The 16,467-nt window shown below is 71.3% G+C and carries 18 protein-coding genes; 7 read left to right on the forward strand and 11 right to left on the reverse strand.

Going from position 1 to position 16,467, the window contains the following annotated elements; genetic code table 11:
- Window positions 1-12 precede the first annotated feature (12 nt).
- On the forward strand, window positions 13-414 hold the full coding sequence (locus ABZ915_RS32925) for a RidA family protein (protein WP_361810811.1): 402 nt from the start codon (window positions 13-15) through the stop codon (window positions 412-414).
- Entirely contained in the window at window positions 411-869 is a 459-nt protein-coding gene (locus ABZ915_RS32930; RefSeq protein WP_361810813.1) for a GNAT family N-acetyltransferase, read from the forward strand. Before ABZ915_RS32925 ends, ABZ915_RS32930 begins: the two co-directional genes overlap by 4 nt.
- Here ABZ915_RS32930 and ABZ915_RS32935 read toward each other — a convergent pair whose 3' ends face one another.
- On the reverse strand, window positions 870-1,592 hold the full coding sequence (locus ABZ915_RS32935; RefSeq protein ID WP_361810815.1) for an aspartate/glutamate racemase family protein: 723 nt from the start codon (window positions 1,590-1,592) through the stop codon (window positions 870-872).
- Between the two features lie 5 nt (window positions 1,593-1,597).
- Window positions 1,598-3,124 (reverse strand): NCS1 family nucleobase:cation symporter-1, encoded by a 1,527-nt coding sequence (locus ABZ915_RS32940; protein WP_361810817.1) that lies wholly within the window; start codon window positions 3,122-3,124, stop codon window positions 1,598-1,600.
- A gap of 164 nt (window positions 3,125-3,288) precedes the next feature.
- Here ABZ915_RS32940 and ABZ915_RS32945 point away from each other — a divergent pair, with 164 nt between their 5' ends.
- Complete coding sequence (locus ABZ915_RS32945) at window positions 3,289-3,948, forward strand: GntR family transcriptional regulator (RefSeq protein WP_361810819.1); 660 nt, start codon at window positions 3,289-3,291, stop codon at window positions 3,946-3,948.
- Window positions 3,949-3,985: 37 nt separating this feature from the next.
- Here the strand turns inward: ABZ915_RS32945 and ABZ915_RS32950 are convergent, their stop codons facing one another.
- Complete coding sequence (locus tag ABZ915_RS32950) at window positions 3,986-4,699, reverse strand: uracil-DNA glycosylase (protein WP_361810821.1); 714 nt, start codon at window positions 4,697-4,699, stop codon at window positions 3,986-3,988.
- A 90-nt stretch (window positions 4,700-4,789) separates the two neighbouring features.
- Here ABZ915_RS32950 and ABZ915_RS32955 point away from each other — a divergent pair, with 90 nt between their 5' ends.
- Entirely contained in the window at window positions 4,790-5,353 is a 564-nt protein-coding gene (locus ABZ915_RS32955; RefSeq protein ID WP_361810823.1) for an RNA-binding S4 domain-containing protein, read from the forward strand.
- Between the two features lie 14 nt (window positions 5,354-5,367).
- On the opposite strand, the gene ABZ915_RS32960 is transcribed toward ABZ915_RS32955, so the two are convergent.
- The 3 genes from ABZ915_RS32960 to ABZ915_RS32970 all read right to left on the reverse strand — a co-directional run bounded on the left by ABZ915_RS32960 (window position 5,368) and on the right by ABZ915_RS32970 (window position 7,565).
- Window positions 5,368-5,832, reverse strand: a complete 465-nt coding sequence (locus tag ABZ915_RS32960) for a DoxX family protein (RefSeq protein WP_361810825.1) — start codon at window positions 5,830-5,832, stop codon at window positions 5,368-5,370.
- A 66-nt stretch (window positions 5,833-5,898) separates the two neighbouring features.
- Window positions 5,899-6,588, reverse strand: a complete 690-nt coding sequence (locus ABZ915_RS32965; RefSeq protein ID WP_361810827.1) for a class I SAM-dependent methyltransferase — start codon at window positions 6,586-6,588, stop codon at window positions 5,899-5,901.
- Between the two features lie 62 nt (window positions 6,589-6,650).
- On the reverse strand, window positions 6,651-7,565 hold the full coding sequence (locus ABZ915_RS32970; protein WP_361810829.1) for an acyltransferase domain-containing protein: 915 nt from the start codon (window positions 7,563-7,565) through the stop codon (window positions 6,651-6,653).
- A gap of 65 nt (window positions 7,566-7,630) precedes the next feature.
- Here ABZ915_RS32970 and ABZ915_RS32975 point away from each other — a divergent pair, with 65 nt between their 5' ends.
- Window positions 7,631-7,951, forward strand: coding sequence for a DUF6343 family protein (locus tag ABZ915_RS32975; protein WP_361810831.1), 321 nt, complete (start codon window positions 7,631-7,633; stop codon window positions 7,949-7,951).
- A gap of 39 nt (window positions 7,952-7,990) precedes the next feature.
- Here ABZ915_RS32975 and ABZ915_RS32980 read toward each other — a convergent pair whose 3' ends face one another.
- The 4 genes from ABZ915_RS32980 to rpsA all read right to left on the reverse strand — a co-directional run bounded on the left by ABZ915_RS32980 (window position 7,991) and on the right by rpsA (window position 11,792).
- A complete protein-coding gene (locus tag ABZ915_RS32980) occupies window positions 7,991-8,371 on the reverse strand; it encodes a tetratricopeptide repeat protein (protein ID WP_361810833.1) in 381 nt (126 codons plus the stop codon).
- A 50-nt stretch (window positions 8,372-8,421) separates the two neighbouring features.
- Window positions 8,422-9,054 carry a dephospho-CoA kinase gene (gene coaE, locus ABZ915_RS32985; RefSeq protein ID WP_361810835.1) on the reverse strand — a complete coding sequence of 211 codons (633 nt, stop codon included), beginning with the start codon at window positions 9,052-9,054 and terminating at the stop codon, window positions 8,422-8,424.
- Between the two features lie 32 nt (window positions 9,055-9,086).
- Window positions 9,087-10,025, reverse strand: a complete 939-nt coding sequence (locus ABZ915_RS32990) for a PAC2 family protein (protein ID WP_361810837.1) — start codon at window positions 10,023-10,025, stop codon at window positions 9,087-9,089.
- 267 nt (window positions 10,026-10,292) lie between these two features.
- On the reverse strand, window positions 10,293-11,792 hold the full coding sequence (gene rpsA, locus ABZ915_RS32995; RefSeq protein WP_361437177.1) for a 30S ribosomal protein S1: 1,500 nt from the start codon (window positions 11,790-11,792) through the stop codon (window positions 10,293-10,295).
- A 317-nt stretch (window positions 11,793-12,109) separates the two neighbouring features.
- On the opposite strand from rpsA, the gene ABZ915_RS33000 reads away from it, so the two are divergent.
- Window positions 12,110-12,970: a class I SAM-dependent methyltransferase gene (locus ABZ915_RS33000; RefSeq protein ID WP_361810839.1), complete on the forward strand. Its 861-nt coding sequence runs from the start codon at window positions 12,110-12,112 to the stop codon at window positions 12,968-12,970.
- Between the two features lie 4 nt (window positions 12,971-12,974).
- A complete protein-coding gene (gene hrpB / locus ABZ915_RS33005) occupies window positions 12,975-15,470 on the forward strand; it encodes an ATP-dependent helicase HrpB (protein ID WP_361810841.1) in 2,496 nt (831 codons plus the stop codon).
- Here the strand turns inward: hrpB and ABZ915_RS33010 are convergent.
- Window positions 15,460-16,452 (reverse strand): DUF3068 domain-containing protein, encoded by a 993-nt coding sequence (locus ABZ915_RS33010; protein WP_361810843.1) that lies wholly within the window; start codon window positions 16,450-16,452, stop codon window positions 15,460-15,462. The genes hrpB and ABZ915_RS33010 overlap by 11 nt on opposite strands.
- Window positions 16,453-16,467 lie beyond the last annotated feature (15 nt).

Below are 16,467 nucleotides of genomic sequence, written 5' to 3' on the forward strand. Positions count from 1 at the left end.
GGAGTCCCGCCCATGATCCGGCGCGTCACCGCCCCCGGTCTCTTCCCGCCCCCCACCTACTCGCACGCCACCGTCGTCGAAGCCGGCACGAAGCTCGCGTTTCTGGCCGGGTCGGTGCCGCTGGACGAGGAGGGGGAGGTCGTCGGGCCGGGGGATCCCGTGCGGCAGGCGGAGCGGGTGATCGGCAATCTGCGTGAGCAACTGGCCGCGGTGGGAAGCGACCTGGCTCATGTCGTGTCGACGGACGTGTACGTGGTGAGCGGTGAACCGTCGGTGCTGTCCGCCGTGTGGGAGGTGGTGGAGGCCTCCGGGCTCAGTGCGGGGCCGCATTCGTCGACGCTGATCGGGGTGGCGTGCCTGGGGTACACCGGGCAGCTGGTGGAGATCACGGCGACCGCGGTCGTGCCCGAGTGAACGCCGGGGAGGCAAGCCTCCTGCGTCGGGCGGTCGATGCCGACGCCGCCGCGGCGGCCGATGTCTGGCTGCGGTCCTTCGCCGCCGCGCTGCCCACGGTCGTCCGGCCGCGTTCCGATGACGAGGTGCGCCGGTACTTCCGGGACGTGCTGGTTCCGCTGCGGGAGGCCTGGGTGGCCGAGGCGGCGGGCGCGGTCGTCGGGGTGATGGTGCTCCAGGGGGAGTCGCTGGCACAGCTCTACCTCGATCCGGACTGGCGTGGGCGGAGTGTCGGGGACCGGTTCGTCGCGCTGGCCAAGGAGCGCTGCCCGCAGGGGCTCACCCTGTGGACCTTCCAGGTCAACGAGCCCGCCCGCCGGTTCTACGAGCGGCACGGGTTCGTCGCCGTGGAGTTCACGGACGGCAGCGGGAACGAGGAGCGGGAGCCGGACGTTCGGTATGTGTGGCGGCCGTGATCAGCCGGACGGGCGGCCCCACAGTCTCCGCTTGGGGAGCGGCTTCTCGTAAGTTCCCGTCCGGCTCGTCGTGAGCCCCAGCGACACCAGCGACTCGGCCAGTTTCACCGCCGCCCCGACCCCGTCGACGACCGGTAGCCCCAGCTTCTCCCCCACCGCCCGCTGCAAGCCCGTCATCCCGGCACAGCCGAGCACCAGTACCTCCGCCCCGGCCTCGCGCGCCCGCTCGGCCGCCGCCAGGAAGGCGGTCTCCGTGCGTTCGTCGTCGTCGCCGAGGTGGAGGACACCCAGCCCTGTGCCGACGACCGCCGCGCAGTTGCGCGCCACCCCGGCGGTCTCCAGGCTGTCCTGGATCTGCCCGCACGAGCGTTCGAGGGTGGTGACGACGCCGTACCGCCGCCCCAGGAGACACGCCAGGTGGGCCGCGGCCTCCGTGATGTCGACGACCGGTACGTCCACCAGCTCCCGTACGCCTTCCCGGCCGTGTTCGCCGAAGCCGGCCAGGACCACGGCGTCGTAGGGCGGGCCCTCGTACGTCCTGAGCGCGTCGAGGACGGCCGCGGCGGACAGGTAGCTGTCGAGCCAGCCCTCCGCGGACTCGGGCCCCCAGGTGGGGGTCAGTCCGGTCACGGTGGTGCCCGGGCCTGCGGCGGCCCGGGCACCTTGCACGATCTCCTCGGTCATCTCCTGCGTGGTGTTGCAGTTGGTGACGACGATCCGCACGTCTGTCAGACCTCCTCGGTGCTGTGCACGTCAGTGCTGTGCACGTCAGTGCTGCGCTCGTCAGTGCTGTGCACGTCAGTGCTGCGCTCGTCAGTGCTGCGCTCGCTCCGGCACAGTGCCGCGTACAGCCCGGCGGCCAGGGCCGTGCCGATGAACCAGGAGTACGGCGCCACATCGGTGAAGGCCTTCACCAGCGCCAGCACGGCCGCGACCGCCGCCGACGGCAGGAACGCCCACAGCGCCTTGGGGTTGACGCCCTTGCGGTAGTGGTAGCGGGAGTCCGGAGCGGCGTCGAAGAGTGCGTCGACGTCCACCCGGCCGCGCTTCACCCAGTAGTAGTCGACCATGATCACGCCGAACAGCGGGCCCAGGAAGGCGCCGAGACCACCGAGGAAGTAGTTCACGACCGTGGGATTGGAGAACAGGTTCCACGGGGTCACCACCAGCGCGGCCACCGTGCTGATCATGCCGCCGACCTTGAAGCTGATCTTCTGCGGCCAGACGTTGGCCAGGTCGTACGCCGGGGAGACGAAGTTGGCGACGATGTTGACGCCCATGGTGGCCACGGCGAAGGTCAGCGCACCGAACACCAGCACCCACTTGTTGCCGATCTCGGCGACGAGGTAGGCCGGGTCGGTGATCTCCCTGCCGAACACCTCGTACGCGCCGGCCGTGACGATCACCGACACGATCACGAAGGCCGTGGAGTTGACCGGCAGGCCCCAGAAGTTGCCCCGCTTGACGGTCTTGTAGTCGGGCGCGAAGCGCGAGAAGTCGCAGAAGTTGAGCATCAGGGTGCCGTAGGTGGCCAGGACCAGGCCGACCGCGCCGAACCACTGGCGCCACTGCTCGCCCGTGGACACCGGGTGCGGGGTGCTGGTGAGCGCGATGGTCCAGTCGGCCTTGGCGAGGATCCAGACCGCGAGCGCGATCATCACGACCCAGATGGCGGGACCGCAGAAGTCCTGGAACTTCCGCACCGACTCCATGCCCCGGCTGATGATCAGGGCCTGGACGATCCACAGCGCCACGAAGGAGACCCAGCCGAGCGCGTCCAGGCCGAGGAAGGAACTGTGCGTCCACGACTTCAGGCCCGGCCAGGCCGCCAGCAGCATCACGTTGACGGCGACGGACGCCAGATAGGTCTGGATGCCGTACCACATGATGGCGATGACGGCCCTGATCAGCGCGGGGATGTTGGCACCCCAGACACCGAAGGCGATCCGGCTGACGACCGGGAAGGGCACGCCGGTGCGCTGGCCGATGCGGCCCATCATGTTCATTCCGAGGTAGATGATCACGAAGCCGGCGAGCAGCGACGTGAAGATCTGCCAGACGTTCATGCCCAGGAAGAGCAGTCCGGCGGCGAAGGTGTAGTTGCCGAGGTTGTGGACGTCGGACATCCACATGGCGAAGAGGTCGAAGACTTTCCAGGATCGGTTGGGCGCTGGAGCGAGGTCGTCGTTGGTGAGCCGGGGGTCGGGGACGAACGATGATGTGCCGGTGGCTTCGGCACGGTCGGCGAGGGACACGGGGGCCTCCATGGACGGGGGACGGAGGAGGACTGCTTGAGGGGGTGACTGCCGGACCGTTTGGTATACCAAACTGTGCCATGGTCCCGCCGTCAAGGGTTGTGACCGATATCCGTCCTGTTACGGCCCGGTAAAAGACCTCTCGCGTCGGCGAAGATGGCCCCATGGCGAAGATCGAACCCATCGGCGCGGTGCGCGAGCGCGTCCTGGCCGACCTGCGGCGGGACATCATCGCGGGCCGCCTGCTCCCCGGCGACCGGCTCGTCGAGCGTGAGCTGGCCGAGCGCTTCGGGGTCTCGCGCGTGCCGGTCCGGGAGGCGATCCGGGCCCTGGTCGCCGAGGGCTTCGTCCTCTTCGAGACCCCGCGTCGTACGGTCGTACGCCGGCTGACCCCCACCGACGTCAAGGAACTCTTCGAACTGCGCGAGGCCCTGGAGGTGTACGCGGCCGGGCTCGCCGCGGCACGGGCCACCCCGCAGGCGCTGGCGGAACTGCGCGAACTGCTGGGCCAGTCGGCCACGGCCACCGAGACGGGGGACGCCGAGGCCATCACCGACGTCAACACCCGTTTCCACGACCGCATCCGGGCCCTGGCGGGCAACAGCCTGCTGATCTCGGTCATGGAGCCGGTCGACGGCCGCCTGCGCTGGCTGACCCGGCAGAACGAGGAGTGGCCTCAACTGCTCATGGAACACCGTGAGTTGTACGAGTCGATCGCCTCCGGCGACCCGGACCGCGCCCGCGCCCACGCGCTCCGCCACGTCCAGGCCAACTACCGGTCGACGGTGCGGCACCTGTTCGGCGAGGCCGCCGACGCCGGGTGACGCCGGATATCACCGGGTGTCACCGGGTGTCGCCGGGTCAGTCCGACAGCCCGGCCGTGTCCGCCGCCGTGCGCAGCACCTCGCGCAGCATCTCGGGGGTGAGCCGGCCGGTGAAGGTGTTGCGCTGGCTGACGTGGAAGCAGCCGAAAAGGTCCAGGCTGTCCGGGCCGTCCAGGCCGTCGAGCGCCACGCGGGTGCCGTGGGCGAAGACGGGCCGGGGGCGGGGGACGTTCCAGCCCGCCTCGGCGAACGCGGGCAGCGCGGCCTGCCAGCCGAAGGCGCCGAGCACCACGGCGGCCCGCAGCGTCGGCCGCAGCAGCCGCAGCTCCTGCACCAGCCAGGGCCGGCAGGTGTCCCGCTCCCCGGGGGTCGGCTTGTTGGCGGGCGGGGCACAGTGCACGGGCGAGGTGACGCGGACGCCGTACAGCTCCAGCCCGTCGTCGGCGCGCACGGAGGTGGGCTGCGAGGCCAGTCCCACGTCGTACAGAGCCTGGTACAGCACGTCCCCGGAGCGGTCGCCGGTGAACATGCGGCCGGTGCGGTTGCCGCCGTGCGCGGCGGGGGCGAGGCCGATGATCAGCAGCCGGGCGTCGGGCGGCCCGAAGCCGGGCACGGGCCGTCCCCAGTACGTCCAGTCGGCGAAGGCGGCCCGCTTGGTCCGGGCGACCTCCTCCCGCCAGGCGACCAGCCGAGGGCAGGCCCGGCAGTCCGCGACGCGCCGGTCGAGCCGGGCCAGGCCGCTGGTGTCCATGCCTCCACGGTAGGGGCTGCGCCGGGACCGGTTCCTCCGGGAGGAAAATCGGGTCCGGTTCCCCCGCCCCCGCGAGCTAAGGTCGGGAACATGGCTTCCCAGGATGCGGACGAGGACACCACCCGCGACACCGTCGGCGCCGGTGGCACCGACGGCACTGGCACGGGCCCGCGCGTGGAGGACGCTGTCGACCCGAAGGTCGCCGCCGCCGTGGCCGCGGCCGAGGCGGCCGGTCCCGCGAACGGTGAGACCGTGCGCATCGACAGCTGGATCTGGGCCGTCCGGCTGATCAAGACCCGCTCCCTCGGGGCCACCGCCTGCCGTGGCGGACATGTCCATGTGAACGGCGAACGCGTCAAGCCCGCGTACTCCGTGCGCGTCGGCGACGAGGTGCGTCTGCGGCAGGAGGGCCGGGAACGAGTCGTGATCGTCAAGCGCCTGATCCGCAAGCGGGTCGGCGCCCCCGTGGCCCAGCAGTGCTACATCGACAACTCGCCGCCGCCCCCGCCCCGGGAGGCCGTGGCCCCCGCCGGTCTCCGCGACCCTGGCACCGGCCGCCCCACCAAGCGCGACCGCCGCGAGCTGGAGCGTCTGCGGGCGCTGAACGGGCTCAGGGGGCGTCCCGGGGGTCCCGGGGGTCCCGGGGGTCAGTGACGTCACGCTGCTCGTCACCGGGTCGGCCGCAGCAGCCGCAGCAGCTCCGCGTTGTGTCCGCGCCGGGCCCAGGCGATCAGGGCCAGCGGCACGATCAGGATCAGCGGTGTCGCGGCGTACTGTCCGTCGAAGGCGGTGAGCTGGACGATGAAGGCACCCACCATCAGCGCGCTCAGCGCCATCGCGGCCAGTGACTGGAGTGCCGGGACCAGCAGGGCCATGGCCCCGGCGAGTTCCAGCGCACCAATCGTGTACATGCCCGCGCTGCCCCAGCCGATCTTGTCGAAGGACTCGACGGCCGACGGGTGGGCGATCAGCTTGGGCAGCGCGCTCGCGATCCCGTAGAAGAGGGCGAGCAGCACCTGCACCGAGCGCAGGGCGATACGGGCGACCTGGGCACGGCGGCCGCGGGCCGGCGCGGCGGCGGCAGGGTCGGCGGAGGCCGCGAGGTCGGCGGCGGTGGCGGTGGTCTCGGCCATGAGGTTCTCCTGGGTGAAGCGGTCTCGGTTGCTGTCACCGATGTAGACCCGCCCCGGACCGAGAACTCATCGCCGCACCGCTCTCACCCACATCTCATCCGGGGTCAGATACTCGTCCACCTCCAGTCCCGCCTCCGCCAGCGCCTCCTCGAACTGCTCCCGGGTCAGCGGGCGTGCCCGGAACGTCTGGGTCCAGACCGCGTCCGGGAACACATACTCCGCGCGGACCGAGTTCACCCCGTCGCCGACCGGCACCGCCGACACCATCCGCACCGTGAACCCGCCGGGGTCGACCCGCTCGCGCGGCAGGTCGGTGTGGTAGTCCTCGCCTTCCCGCTGGATCAGCACGCAGCCGCCCTCCGCCACGTGCCGGACGCAGGTGCGCAGCAGTCCCCGGCGGACCTCGACGTCCCCGGCGTGGACCAGGAACGACGCGAGCATCACCACGTCGAACTTCTCGCCCAGGTCGAGGTCCTCGATCGGGCTGCATATCGTGCGCGCCCCGCGGACGCGCTCCAGCATCTCGGCGGACTCGTCCACCGCCGTGACCGTGAAACCGCGCGCCAGCAGCGGGTGGGTCACCCGGCCCACACCGCTGCCGAGTTCCAGGATGTGCGCCCCCGCGGGAACCGCCGCCGCGATGATGTCGGGCTCGTCGCGCACCGGAAGCCGCGCGTACAACTCGACCGCGCAGCCGTCCGGGGTGATCGCACCGGGGCCGGTTCCGTCGTATCCCTCACGCTTCTCAACCTTCATGCCCGGACAACGGCCGGACTCCGCACGCCCGTTCCCGCACGAGGCTTGTTCACTCGTTCGAGCTATTCGGCCTGCAACGGGAACCAGCCGTCCCCGAGGTACCAGTGCCCTCCGGCCCGCAGATGTTCCCCGACCGCCCGTTCCAATGAGGTCCGGCGCGGCAACTCCCCCACCGGCAGGTCCGGGTCGCCGAAGACGAACCGGACGGGCTCCCGGTCGGCCGGTTCCGTGTCCTCGCGGGCGAGGACACGGAACCGCTCCTGGAAGCGGACGATGTTGGACTGCGTGGGCAGGTACCGCCTCAGCTGCGGGTCGAGCAGCCAGGAGTGGCAGACCGCGATCGCATACGGCTCCTCGGGAAAGTGCAGGGCGAAGAACTTCCGCGCCAGCGCCACGGAGCGGTCGCAGGCCGCCGGGGTCAAGGGGCCGTGGAAGTCGGGTATGTGGACGGCGAGGCAGGGGCCGCCCGGCGCCGCCCGCAGCCCGGCCGCCGACAGCCCCCGTGCGGTGCGCTGCCCGAGCGCCGCCCGCTCGAACTGAAGCCGCCCCAGCTGGTACAGCTCACCGCGGAAGTGATGGGCCAGCCAGCGCGGGGACTGCACGCCGGCCGTGCCGTGCCGTCTGCGGTGGGCGGCGAGGTTACGGCCGAGGTCGGCGAGGGTGCGGCGGGAGACATCGGCCGTGATGCCGCGCTCGCGGTGGTACGCGCGCGCGTGCGGCACCGCGGCGAGGAAGACGTACACGGCGAAGTACCGCGCCAGGGCGGCCGGAGCGGCGGCGATCCGCTCGTCGATGTCCGGCGTCCTGCCGATCTCCCCGATGTCCCGGACCAGCTCCTCCACGCACTCCGCCAGAAGCCGCAGCACACCCGGGTCACCCGTCACCGTGCTCCGCAGTCCGACCAGTTCGTTGATGTCCTCGTGCGGTACGGCGAGGTCGAGAAGCAGCTCGGGCAGGTCGTCGGCGTCCGGCAGCACGGTGCGGTCCCCCTTGGGTGAACGTCCTCGTCGAAGGGTACGTGAGAGGGAGGAGCGTGAAAGTGATGCGTACGGGCAGTGAGCCGGCGACCGCCCGCAGTGCGCTGCGGGCGCGGTTGTGGCTGAGCGTGTGGGGTCTGGCCTGGGCGATCTTCGGCATGGCGGCGTTCACGCTCACCGGACGCCCCGGGTGGGCGGCTGCCTGCGGGGTGCTGTGGCTGGTGGCCGCCGTCGACATGACCTTGATCGTCCGGCACATCCGGCAGGGCCCGCACTACCAGCCGGGCCGGGACGTACCTCCGTACCGTCCGGCCGAGGAGCATCCGGCCTACCGGGCGCCACGGCGCCGCCCGCCGTTCCGGCCGCCGCGGCACCGCCATCCGTGACCGGTGGTCAGACGTCGAACCGGTCAGGCGCCGAACCGGTCAGGAATCGAACCGTGCCGCCTTCAGATACTGCGGGTTGGGGTCCAGCGCGGCCGCCAGCCGGAAGTGGCGCTTCGCCTGGTCGTGCCGTCCCTGACGTTCATAGGTGCGGGCGAGCGCGAAGTGCGCGAAGGAGTTGTCCGGCTCGCGCTCCAGGACGATGGTGAATTCGAGCTCCGCCGGCCGCAGTTGCGCGGCGGCGAAGAACGCACGCGCGCGCAGCAGCCGCGCGGCCGTGTTCTCCGGGTGCGCGGCGATGACCCCGTCGAGCAGCTTCACCGCGCCCCGCGGATCCCGTGCGTTGAGCAACTGCTCGGCGGCACGGAAGTCGATGACATGCGTCTCCGGGGTACGTCCGGTGGAACCGCTGGTCTCGGGCACGGCAAAGTCCTTCCCTCACTGGAGGGGTTCAACGCCCGGATCGGAGGCCGCTATTCCTGGGGCGGCACCGAGGCGTCCCCACGCGGCGCGTGCGCCCGGCGCACCAGGTCGTCCCACACTTCGCGGACGCGCTGCCGCAGCGACTCGAGCGGTACGTCGTTGTCGATGACGATGTCCGCGATCTCCAGGCGCTTCTCGCGGGTCGCCTGTGCGGCCATACGCGCGCGTGCGTCCTCCTCGCTCATGCCCCGCAGCCGCACCAGCCGGTCGAGCTGGGTCCCGGGGGCGGCGTCGACGACGACCACGAGGTCGTACAGCGGAGCGAGGCCGTTCTCCGCGAGGAGGGGGACGTCGTGGACGACGACGGCGTCCTCGGCCGCCGCGTTCTCCAGCTCGCGGGAGCGGGCACCCACCAGGGGATGCACGATCGAGTTGAGCAGGGCCAGCTTCTCCGGGTCGGCGAAGACGATCGAGCCGAGTCTCGGCCGGTCCAGGCCGCCGTCCTCGGCGAGCACCTGGTCGCCGAAGGCCTCGGCGACGGCCGCGAGACCTTCGGTGCCGGGCGCCACGACCTCGCGCGCGATGCGGTCCGCGTCGATCAGCACGGCTCCGTGCTCGACGAGCAGCCGTGACACCTCGCTCTTGCCGGCGCCGATGCCACCGGTCAGGCCCACTGTCAGCATGAGCGGAAGCTTAGGGCCTGTCCGGCGGGGAGTCAGTTGTCGCCCTCCCGCTCCGCCAGGAAGCGTTCGAACTCGAGGCCGATCTCGTCCGCGGACGGGATGTCGGCCGGTTCGGCGAGCATGTTGCCGCGGGTTTCGGCCCCCGCAGCGGCGTCGTACTGGTGCTCTAGGCCCTGGACGAGGGCGGTGAGTTCCTCGTCGCCCTCGCGGATCTGCCGGTCGATCTCGGTCTGGGTCCGGTGGGCGTCGGTGCGCAGGGAGTGCGCGATGCCGGGGAGGACCAGGCCGGTCGCGGCCGTGATGGCCTCCAGGACGGTCAGGGCCGCGTCCGGGTACGGGGAGCGCGCGATGTAGTGCGGGACGTGCGCGGCGACGCCCAGGACGTCGTGGCCCGCCTCCATGAGGCGGTACTCGACGAGCGCCTCGGCGCTGCCGGGCACCTGGGCCTCGTCGAAGGGGCTGCGGTGTCCCGGGACGAGGTCGGTGCGGTTGCCGTGCGGGGTGAGGCCGACGGGCCGCGTGTGCGGGACGCCCATGGGGATGCCGTGGAAGTTCACGGACAGGCGGACGCCGAGGCGCTCCACGATCTGCCGTACGGCCGCGGCGAACCGCTCCCACTCCACGTCCGGCTCCGGGCCCGACAGCAGCAGGAAGGGCGCACCGGTGGTGTCCTGGACGAGCCGGACCTCGATGGCGGGGTCCTCGTACTCGGTCCAGCGGTCGCGCTTGAAGGTCAGCAGCGGGCGGCGCGCGCGGTAGTCCACGAGCCGGTCGTGGTCGAAGCGGGCCACCAACTGGTGGGGCAGCGAGTCGAGGAGCCGGTCGACGATCTGGTCGCCGGTGTCCCCCGCGTCGATGTATCCGTCGAAGTGGTAGAGCATGACAAGACCGGCCGATTCCTGGGCCAGCGCCATGTCGACGACGGCCAGCCCCTTCGGCTCCCACGCGTACAAACCCTGCGGATCAAGCACAGTGACCGCCCCTCCTCGTTTCACAGAGCACAACGCGCCCTGGAACGTGGGCATTCCCGCGCCACGCCGTTGATCAGGGATCTCACGGCGCCGGTACGAACGAGGGGCAAGTGCAGCCCACCTCAGGGGCGCGGGGAACTGCGCGACAAGCCACGGACGGCGGGCACTCGAAAGACCGCGGGCACCCCCCGAAAGAGTCTGAGGGGCCGCACCTCAAAAGGTGCGGCCCCTCAGGACCAGCTATCGGCTAAGCCTCAGCGGCAGCGATCAGCTCTGGCCGCCGGCCAGCTTCTCGCGCAGCGCGGCGAGCGCCTCGTCCGAGGCCAGCGCGCCGGAGGTGTCCGGGCCCTCGGAGGAGTACGAACCGCCACCGGAAGCGGCCGGAGCCGCACCCGCAGCGTCGCCGCCCTCGGCAGCGGCCTTCTCGTCCGCCTCGCGGGACTTGATGACCTGCGCCTGGTGCTGCTCGAAGCGCTGCTGCGCCTCGGCGTACTGGTGCTCCCACGCCTCGCGCTGGGTCTCGTAGCCCTCGAGCCAGTCGTTGGTCTCGGGGTCGAAGCCCTCGGGGTAGATGTAGTTGCCCTGGTCGTCGTAGGACGCGGCCATGCCGTACAGGGTCGGGTCGAACTCGACCGAGGCCGGGTCGGCACCGAAGGACTCGTTGGCCTGCTTCAGCGAGAGGCTGATGCGACGGCGCTCGAGGTCGATGTCGATGACCTTGACGAAGATCTCGTCGTTGACCTGGACGACCTGCTCCGGGATCTCCACGTGGCGCTCGGCCAGCTCGGAGATGTGGACCAGACCCTCGATGCCCTCGTCCACGCGGACGAACGCACCGAACGGAACCAGCTTCGTGACCTTGCCGGGCACGACCTGGCCGATCTGGTGGGTGCGGGCGAACTGCTGCCACGGGTCTTCCTGGGTCGCCTTCAGCGACAGGGAGACGCGCTCGCGGTCCATGTCGACGTCGAGGACCTCGACGGTGACCTCCTGGCCGACCTCGACAACCTCGGACGGGTGGTCGATGTGCTTCCAGGAGAGCTCGGAGACGTGGACCAGACCGTCGACGCCACCCAGGTCCACGAAGGCACCGAAGTTGACGATCGAGGAGACGACGCCGGAACGGACCTGACCCTTCTGGAGGGTGGTGAGGAACGTCTGGCGGACCTCGGACTGGGTCTGCTCCAGCCAGGCACGGCGGGACAGGACCACGTTGTTGCGGTTCTTGTCCAGCTCGATGATCTTGGCCTCGAGCTCCTTGCCCACGTAGGGCTGGAGGTCGCGGACGCGGCGCATCTCGACCAGGGAGGCCGGGAGGAAGCCACGGAGGCCGATGTCGAGGATGAGACCACCCTTGACGACCTCGATGACGGTACCGGTGACGATGCCGTCCTCTTCCTTGATCTTCTCGATGGTGCCCCAGGCACGCTCGTACTGGGCGCGCTTCTTCGAGAGGATCAGGCGGCCTTCCTTGTCCTCCTTCTGGAGAACAAGGGCTTCGATCTCGTCACCGACGGCGACGACCTCGTTGGGGTCGACGTCGTGCTTGATCGAGAGCTCGCGGCTCGGGATGACACCTTCGGTCTTGTAACCGATGTCGAGGAGAACCTCGTCCCGGTCAACCTTGACGATGACGCCGTCGACGATGTCGCCATCGTTGAAGTACTTGATCGTCTCGTCGATAGCGGCGAGGAAGGCTTCCTCGTTACCGATGTCGTTGACCGCAACCTGCGGGGTGGTGGCGGTGGTCTCGGTGCTGCTCGTCATGTGGGAAAGGGCTCCGGTACGGACATTGAAGTCGTAGGTACTGCTTACGCCGGGAGCCCGTTTCGCTCTGTAGAAGCCGGACAGCCAAGGAAGCGCCCCACCGATATGGGTGATGACGCCTCGACAACCGAGGGGACATACAACAGATGCGAGCGCAGCCTGCTACGTCTGAGGTGCGCAGGCCCGCAGCGCAACTTGTAGCATACGGGGGCAGCCGGGCAGGGTCAATGCGCGAAGCCGCACACCCGGGGCGGATCGCCGCATACCCGGCACAAGAACCGTCCCACGAGGCCAAGTAGGCCTGCGGGACCTCTTCGGTGACACGCCCCCGACGGGTTGCACGGAAGAGTACGACGAGGGAGCCGATCATCCAAGAGCCCGAACCGTTCGAACCGGAAGCCACCCGGCGTGCCGCCGGGACGACGGAGAGCTCCCGGGCCAACCGGGGCTGGTGGGACCGGAACGCGGACGAGTACCAGGTCGAACACGGCACGTTCCTCGGCGACGACCGCTTCGTGTGGAGCCCCGAGGGCCTGGACGAGGTGGAGGCGGAGCTGCTCGGCCCGCCCGAGGACCTGAAGGGCAGGGACGTGCTGGAGATCGGCGCGGGCGCCGCCCAGTGCTCGCGCTGGCTGGCCGCCCAGGGCGCCCGCCCGGTGGCCCTGGACCTCTCGCACCGCCAGCTCCAGCACGCGCTGCGCATCGGCGGACCGTTTCCGCTGGTGTGCGCCGACGCCGGCGCGCTGCCCTTCGGGGACGGCTCCTTCGACCTGGCGTGCTCGGCGTACGGGGCACTGCCGTTCGTCGCCGACCCGCGGCTGGTGCTGCGCGAGGTGCGCCGGGTGCTGCGGCCGGGCGGCCGGTTCGTGTTCTCGGTGACGCACCCCGTCCGCTGGGCGTTCCCGGACGAGCCCGGACCCGAGGGCCTGTCGGTGTCCGCCTCCTACTTCGACCGCACGCCGTACGTCGAGCAGGACGACGAGGGCCGGGCGGTGTACGTCGAGCACCACAGGACGCTCGGCGACCGGGTCCGGGACATCGTGGCGTCGGGCTTCCGGCTGGTGGACCTGGTGGAGCCGGAGTGGCCGGCCTGGAACAGCTCCGAGTGGGGCGGGTGGTCGCCGCTGCGGGGAAGCCTGATCCCGGGGACGGCGATCTTCGTGTGCGTACGAGACTGAACGTGTGATCCGTTACGACGCCCTGGACGCCCTGCCCGTACGCGGCGCCCTGCCCGCCCTGAACGACGCCCTGGACGAGCACGGCACCGCCGTCCTCGGCGCGCCGCCCGGCACCGGCAAGACGACGCTGGTGCCGCTCGCGCTGGCCGGGCTGCTCGGGGACGGGCCGGTGCGGCGGGTGGTCGTGGCCGAGCCGCGGCGGATCGCGGCGCGGGCCGCCGCCCGGCGGATGGCCTGGCTGCTGGGCGAGAAGGTCGGCGACAGCGTCGGTTACAGCGTGCGCGGCGAGCGGGTGGTGGGCCGCCGCGCGCGCGTGGAGGTCGTCACGACCGGTGTGCTGCTTCAGCGGCTCCAGCGGGACCAGGAACTGACCGGTGTCGACGTGGTCCTGCTCGACGAGTGCCACGAGCGGCATCTGGACGCGGACACGGTGGCCGCGTTCCTGTGGGACGTCCGGGAGACGCTGCGGCCGGAGCTGGGGCTGGTGGCCGCGTCGGCGACCACGGACTGGGGGGAATGGGCACGGCTGCTCGGCGGGGCGCCGATCGTCGAGGCCCGGGGTTCCGCACACGGGGTCGGCATCGTCTACGCGCCCCCGGCGCGGGCGGTACGGCCGCCGCACGGCATGCGGGTGGATCCGGCGCTGCTCGCGCACGTGGCCACGGTGGTGCGGCGGGCGCTGGCGGAGTGCGCGGGGGACGTGCTGTGCTTCCTGCCGGGCGTGGGTGAGATCGCGCGGGTCGCCGGGCTGCTGGGGGACCTGGGTGACGTGGACGTGCTCCAGGTGCACGGACGGGCACCGGCGGCGGTGCAGGACGCCGTGCTGGTGCCCGGACGGCGGCGCCGGGTGGTGCTGGCGACCTCCGTGGCGGAGTCGTCCCTGACGGTTCCCGGGGTGCGGGTGGTCGTCGACTCGGGGCTGGCCCGGGAGCCGCGGGTGGACCACGCGCGCGGGCTGAGCGCGCTGACGACGGTACGGGCGTCGCACGCGGCGGGGCGGCAGCGGGCGGGGCGGGCCGGGCGTGAGGCATCGGGGATCGTGTACCGGTGCTGGTCCGAGGCCGAGGACGGGCGTCTGCCGCGTTTTCCGTCGCCGGAGATCAAGGTGGCCGACCTGACCGCGTTCGCCCTCCAGGCGGCCTGCTGGGGCGATCCGGACGCCTCCGGGCTGGCACTGCTCGACGCTCCGCCGGGCGGGGCGATGGCGACGGCCCGCTCCGCTTTGGCAGCCGTTGGGGCGGTGGACTCCGCCGGGCGGGCGACCGACCGCGGTGCCGTGCTGGCTCGACTGGGGTTGCACCCCCGGCTGGGGCGAGCGCTGCTGGACACCTCCGGTGAGGGTGCCGAAGTCGTTGCGCTGCTGAGTGAAGAGGCGCCCCGGGATTACGGGGACGACCTGGCGTCGGCCTTGCGCGTCGCGCGGCGTGGGGGCGACGCGTACGCCAAGCGGTGGGCTGCTGAGGTTCGGCGGCTGCGGGCCGTCGTGCCGGAGGGGGTTTCCCGCCCGCCCGCAGGTGCGGGGAGCGGCGACGACCGGATCGCCGGGCTCGTCGCCGCTCTCGCGTTCCCCGAGCGGGTCGCCAGGCTCGACGGCGGGTCGTACCTGATGGTCTCCGGAACACGGGCCGAGCTCGCCGAGGGGTCGGCGTTGCACGGGGCGCCCTGGATCGCCGTCGCCGTGGCCGACCGGCCGCTCGGCAAGGGGCACGCGCGTGTGCGGCTCGGGGCCGTGGTCGACGAGGAGCTCGCACGGTCCGCGGCGGGGGCGCTGTACGAGGAGCGGGACGAGGTGCGCTGGAGGGACGGGGACGTCGTCGCGCGCCGGGTGGAGCGGCTGGGGGCGGTCGAGCTGGCGGTACGGCCCCTGAAGGAGGTCGATTCCGGCCTCGTACGCCAGGCGCTGCTCGAAGGGCTGCGGCAGGAGGGGTTCGGGCTGCTGCGGTGGCCGGCGGAGGCCGTCGGGCTGCGGCAGCGGCTGGCCTTCCTGCGGCTGCGGGTCGGGGAGCCGTGGCCGGACGTGTCCGACGAGGCGCTGTACGCGCGCGTGGACGAGTGGCTGGAGCCCGAGCTCGGCCGGGCCCGGCGACGCGCGGACCTGGCGCGGATCGATGCCGGGGCGGCGCTCGGGCGGCTGTTGCCCTGGTCCTCGGGGGAAGCCGCGCGGCTCGACGAACTCGCCCCCGAGCGGATCACCGTACCGAGTGGGTCCAGAATCCGGATCGACTACGGCGATCCGGAGCAGCCCGTCCTCGCCGTGAAGCTCCAGGAGATGTTCGGGCTGAGGGAGTCACCCCTCGTGGCGGGGGTGCCGCTGCTCGTCCATCTCCTGTCCCCCGCCGGGCGGCCCGCCGCCGTCACCGCGGACCTCACGTCCTTCTGGAAGGACGGCTACAAGGGCGTACGGGCGGAACTGCGCGGGCGGTATCCGAAGCATCCGTGGCCCGAGGACCCGGCCACCGCCGAACCGACGCGGCACACCAACGCCCGCCTCAGGCGCTGACCGGTTCCGGTGCGGTGGCCTGCGCGGGTTCTGGGTCCGACGGTCCGCGGCCGCGTGCCTCCAGGTACAGGGACAGCGCCAGCAGCAGGGTGCCCAGGACCAGGAAGCCCCAGGGCAGGTACGACGTCATCAGCAGGACGATCGTGCGGTTGTGCTCGACCAGGGCCACGGTGTGCTCGATGTAGTCCTCGCGCATCTTCACGTCACCCGCGAACGCCGTCACTTTGGCGCGTCCGCCGAGCAGGGTGCCGCCGCGCAGTTCCTCCTGGTGGCTCTCCTCGCCGTAGACGGGGGCGCCGGTGACGGGCTCGACCCAGAACCTGCGGACGGTGGTGTACCAGCGGGTCGTGCCGGTCTTGGCGACCGACTCGGGGGTGATTCCCTTGACCGGCATGGTCTTGGGCATGCTCACCTTGGTCCACGGGATGGTCTGCTCGAAGTAGTAGACCTTCAGGCCACGGAACGTCCGAGTGCCCTTGTAGTGGATGGGGTTGGTGGTACGGGTCTGCGCGTCGAAGTACTCGTAGTCCCGCTTCTGCGTGAGGAAGGGCCACTTGAACTCGATGCCGTCCCGTCTGACGGGATCGCCGTCGACCATCTCGCCGGTGGCGTGGACGGGTTCCTGTGAGTGGGCGTCGAAGATGTAGCGCTCGGGGACCTTGGAGACCATCTTGCCGTCGGGGCCCTGTATGTAGGACAGGCCGTTCCAGACGACCACGTCCCGCCCCGCCGTCTTCTCGATCTCGCGTGCCGCGTCCACATCGCCCTTGAGGGTCTGCACGATGGTGACCTTGGAGACCCTCTTCGCCTTCATCGTGCCGTAGTCGAGGAGGGTGGCGTTCTTCGCCTCGAGGACCATGTCCTGGTACTGGTCCGCGGGGATCTTCGCCAGGTGCGGGAAGGCGTACCAGCGCAGCAGCGGGGACAGCGCCGCGAAGAACACGGCGAGGGCGAGCAGAATCAGACTGGCCGTACGGCGCATCTCGGCCTCCCTCCC

Source organism: Streptomyces sp. NPDC046915, assembly GCF_040644935.1.
GTDB lineage: Bacteria > Actinomycetota > Actinomycetes > Streptomycetales > Streptomycetaceae > Streptomyces.

Excerpts from the sequence above, each read along its gene's own strand:
- ABZ915_RS32965 (WP_361810827.1), bottom strand. The coding sequence starts at position 6,588 with ATGAAGGTTGAGAAGCGTGAGGGATACGACGGAACCGGCCCCGGTGCG.
- ABZ915_RS32945 (WP_361810819.1), top strand. The coding sequence starts at position 3,289 with ATGGCGAAGATCGAACCCATCGGCGCGGTGCGCGAGCGCGTCCTGGCC.
- ABZ915_RS32955 (WP_361810823.1), top strand. The coding sequence starts at position 4,790 with ATGGCTTCCCAGGATGCGGACGAGGACACCACCCGCGACACCGTCGGC.
- ABZ915_RS32960 (WP_361810825.1), bottom strand. The coding sequence starts at position 5,832 with ATGGCCGAGACCACCGCCACCGCCGCCGACCTCGCGGCCTCCGCCGAC.
- ABZ915_RS32950 (WP_361810821.1), bottom strand. The coding sequence starts at position 4,699 with ATGGACACCAGCGGCCTGGCCCGGCTCGACCGGCGCGTCGCGGACTGC.
- rpsA (WP_361437177.1), bottom strand. The coding sequence starts at position 11,792 with ATGACGAGCAGCACCGAGACCACCGCCACCACCCCGCAGGTTGCGGTC.
- ABZ915_RS32975 (WP_361810831.1), top strand. The coding sequence starts at position 7,631 with ATGCGTACGGGCAGTGAGCCGGCGACCGCCCGCAGTGCGCTGCGGGCG.
- ABZ915_RS32925 (WP_361810811.1), top strand. The coding sequence starts at position 13 with ATGATCCGGCGCGTCACCGCCCCCGGTCTCTTCCCGCCCCCCACCTAC.
- ABZ915_RS33010 (WP_361810843.1), bottom strand. The coding sequence starts at position 16,452 with ATGCGCCGTACGGCCAGTCTGATTCTGCTCGCCCTCGCCGTGTTCTTC.
- coaE (WP_361810835.1), bottom strand. The coding sequence starts at position 9,054 with ATGCTGACAGTGGGCCTGACCGGTGGCATCGGCGCCGGCAAGAGCGAG.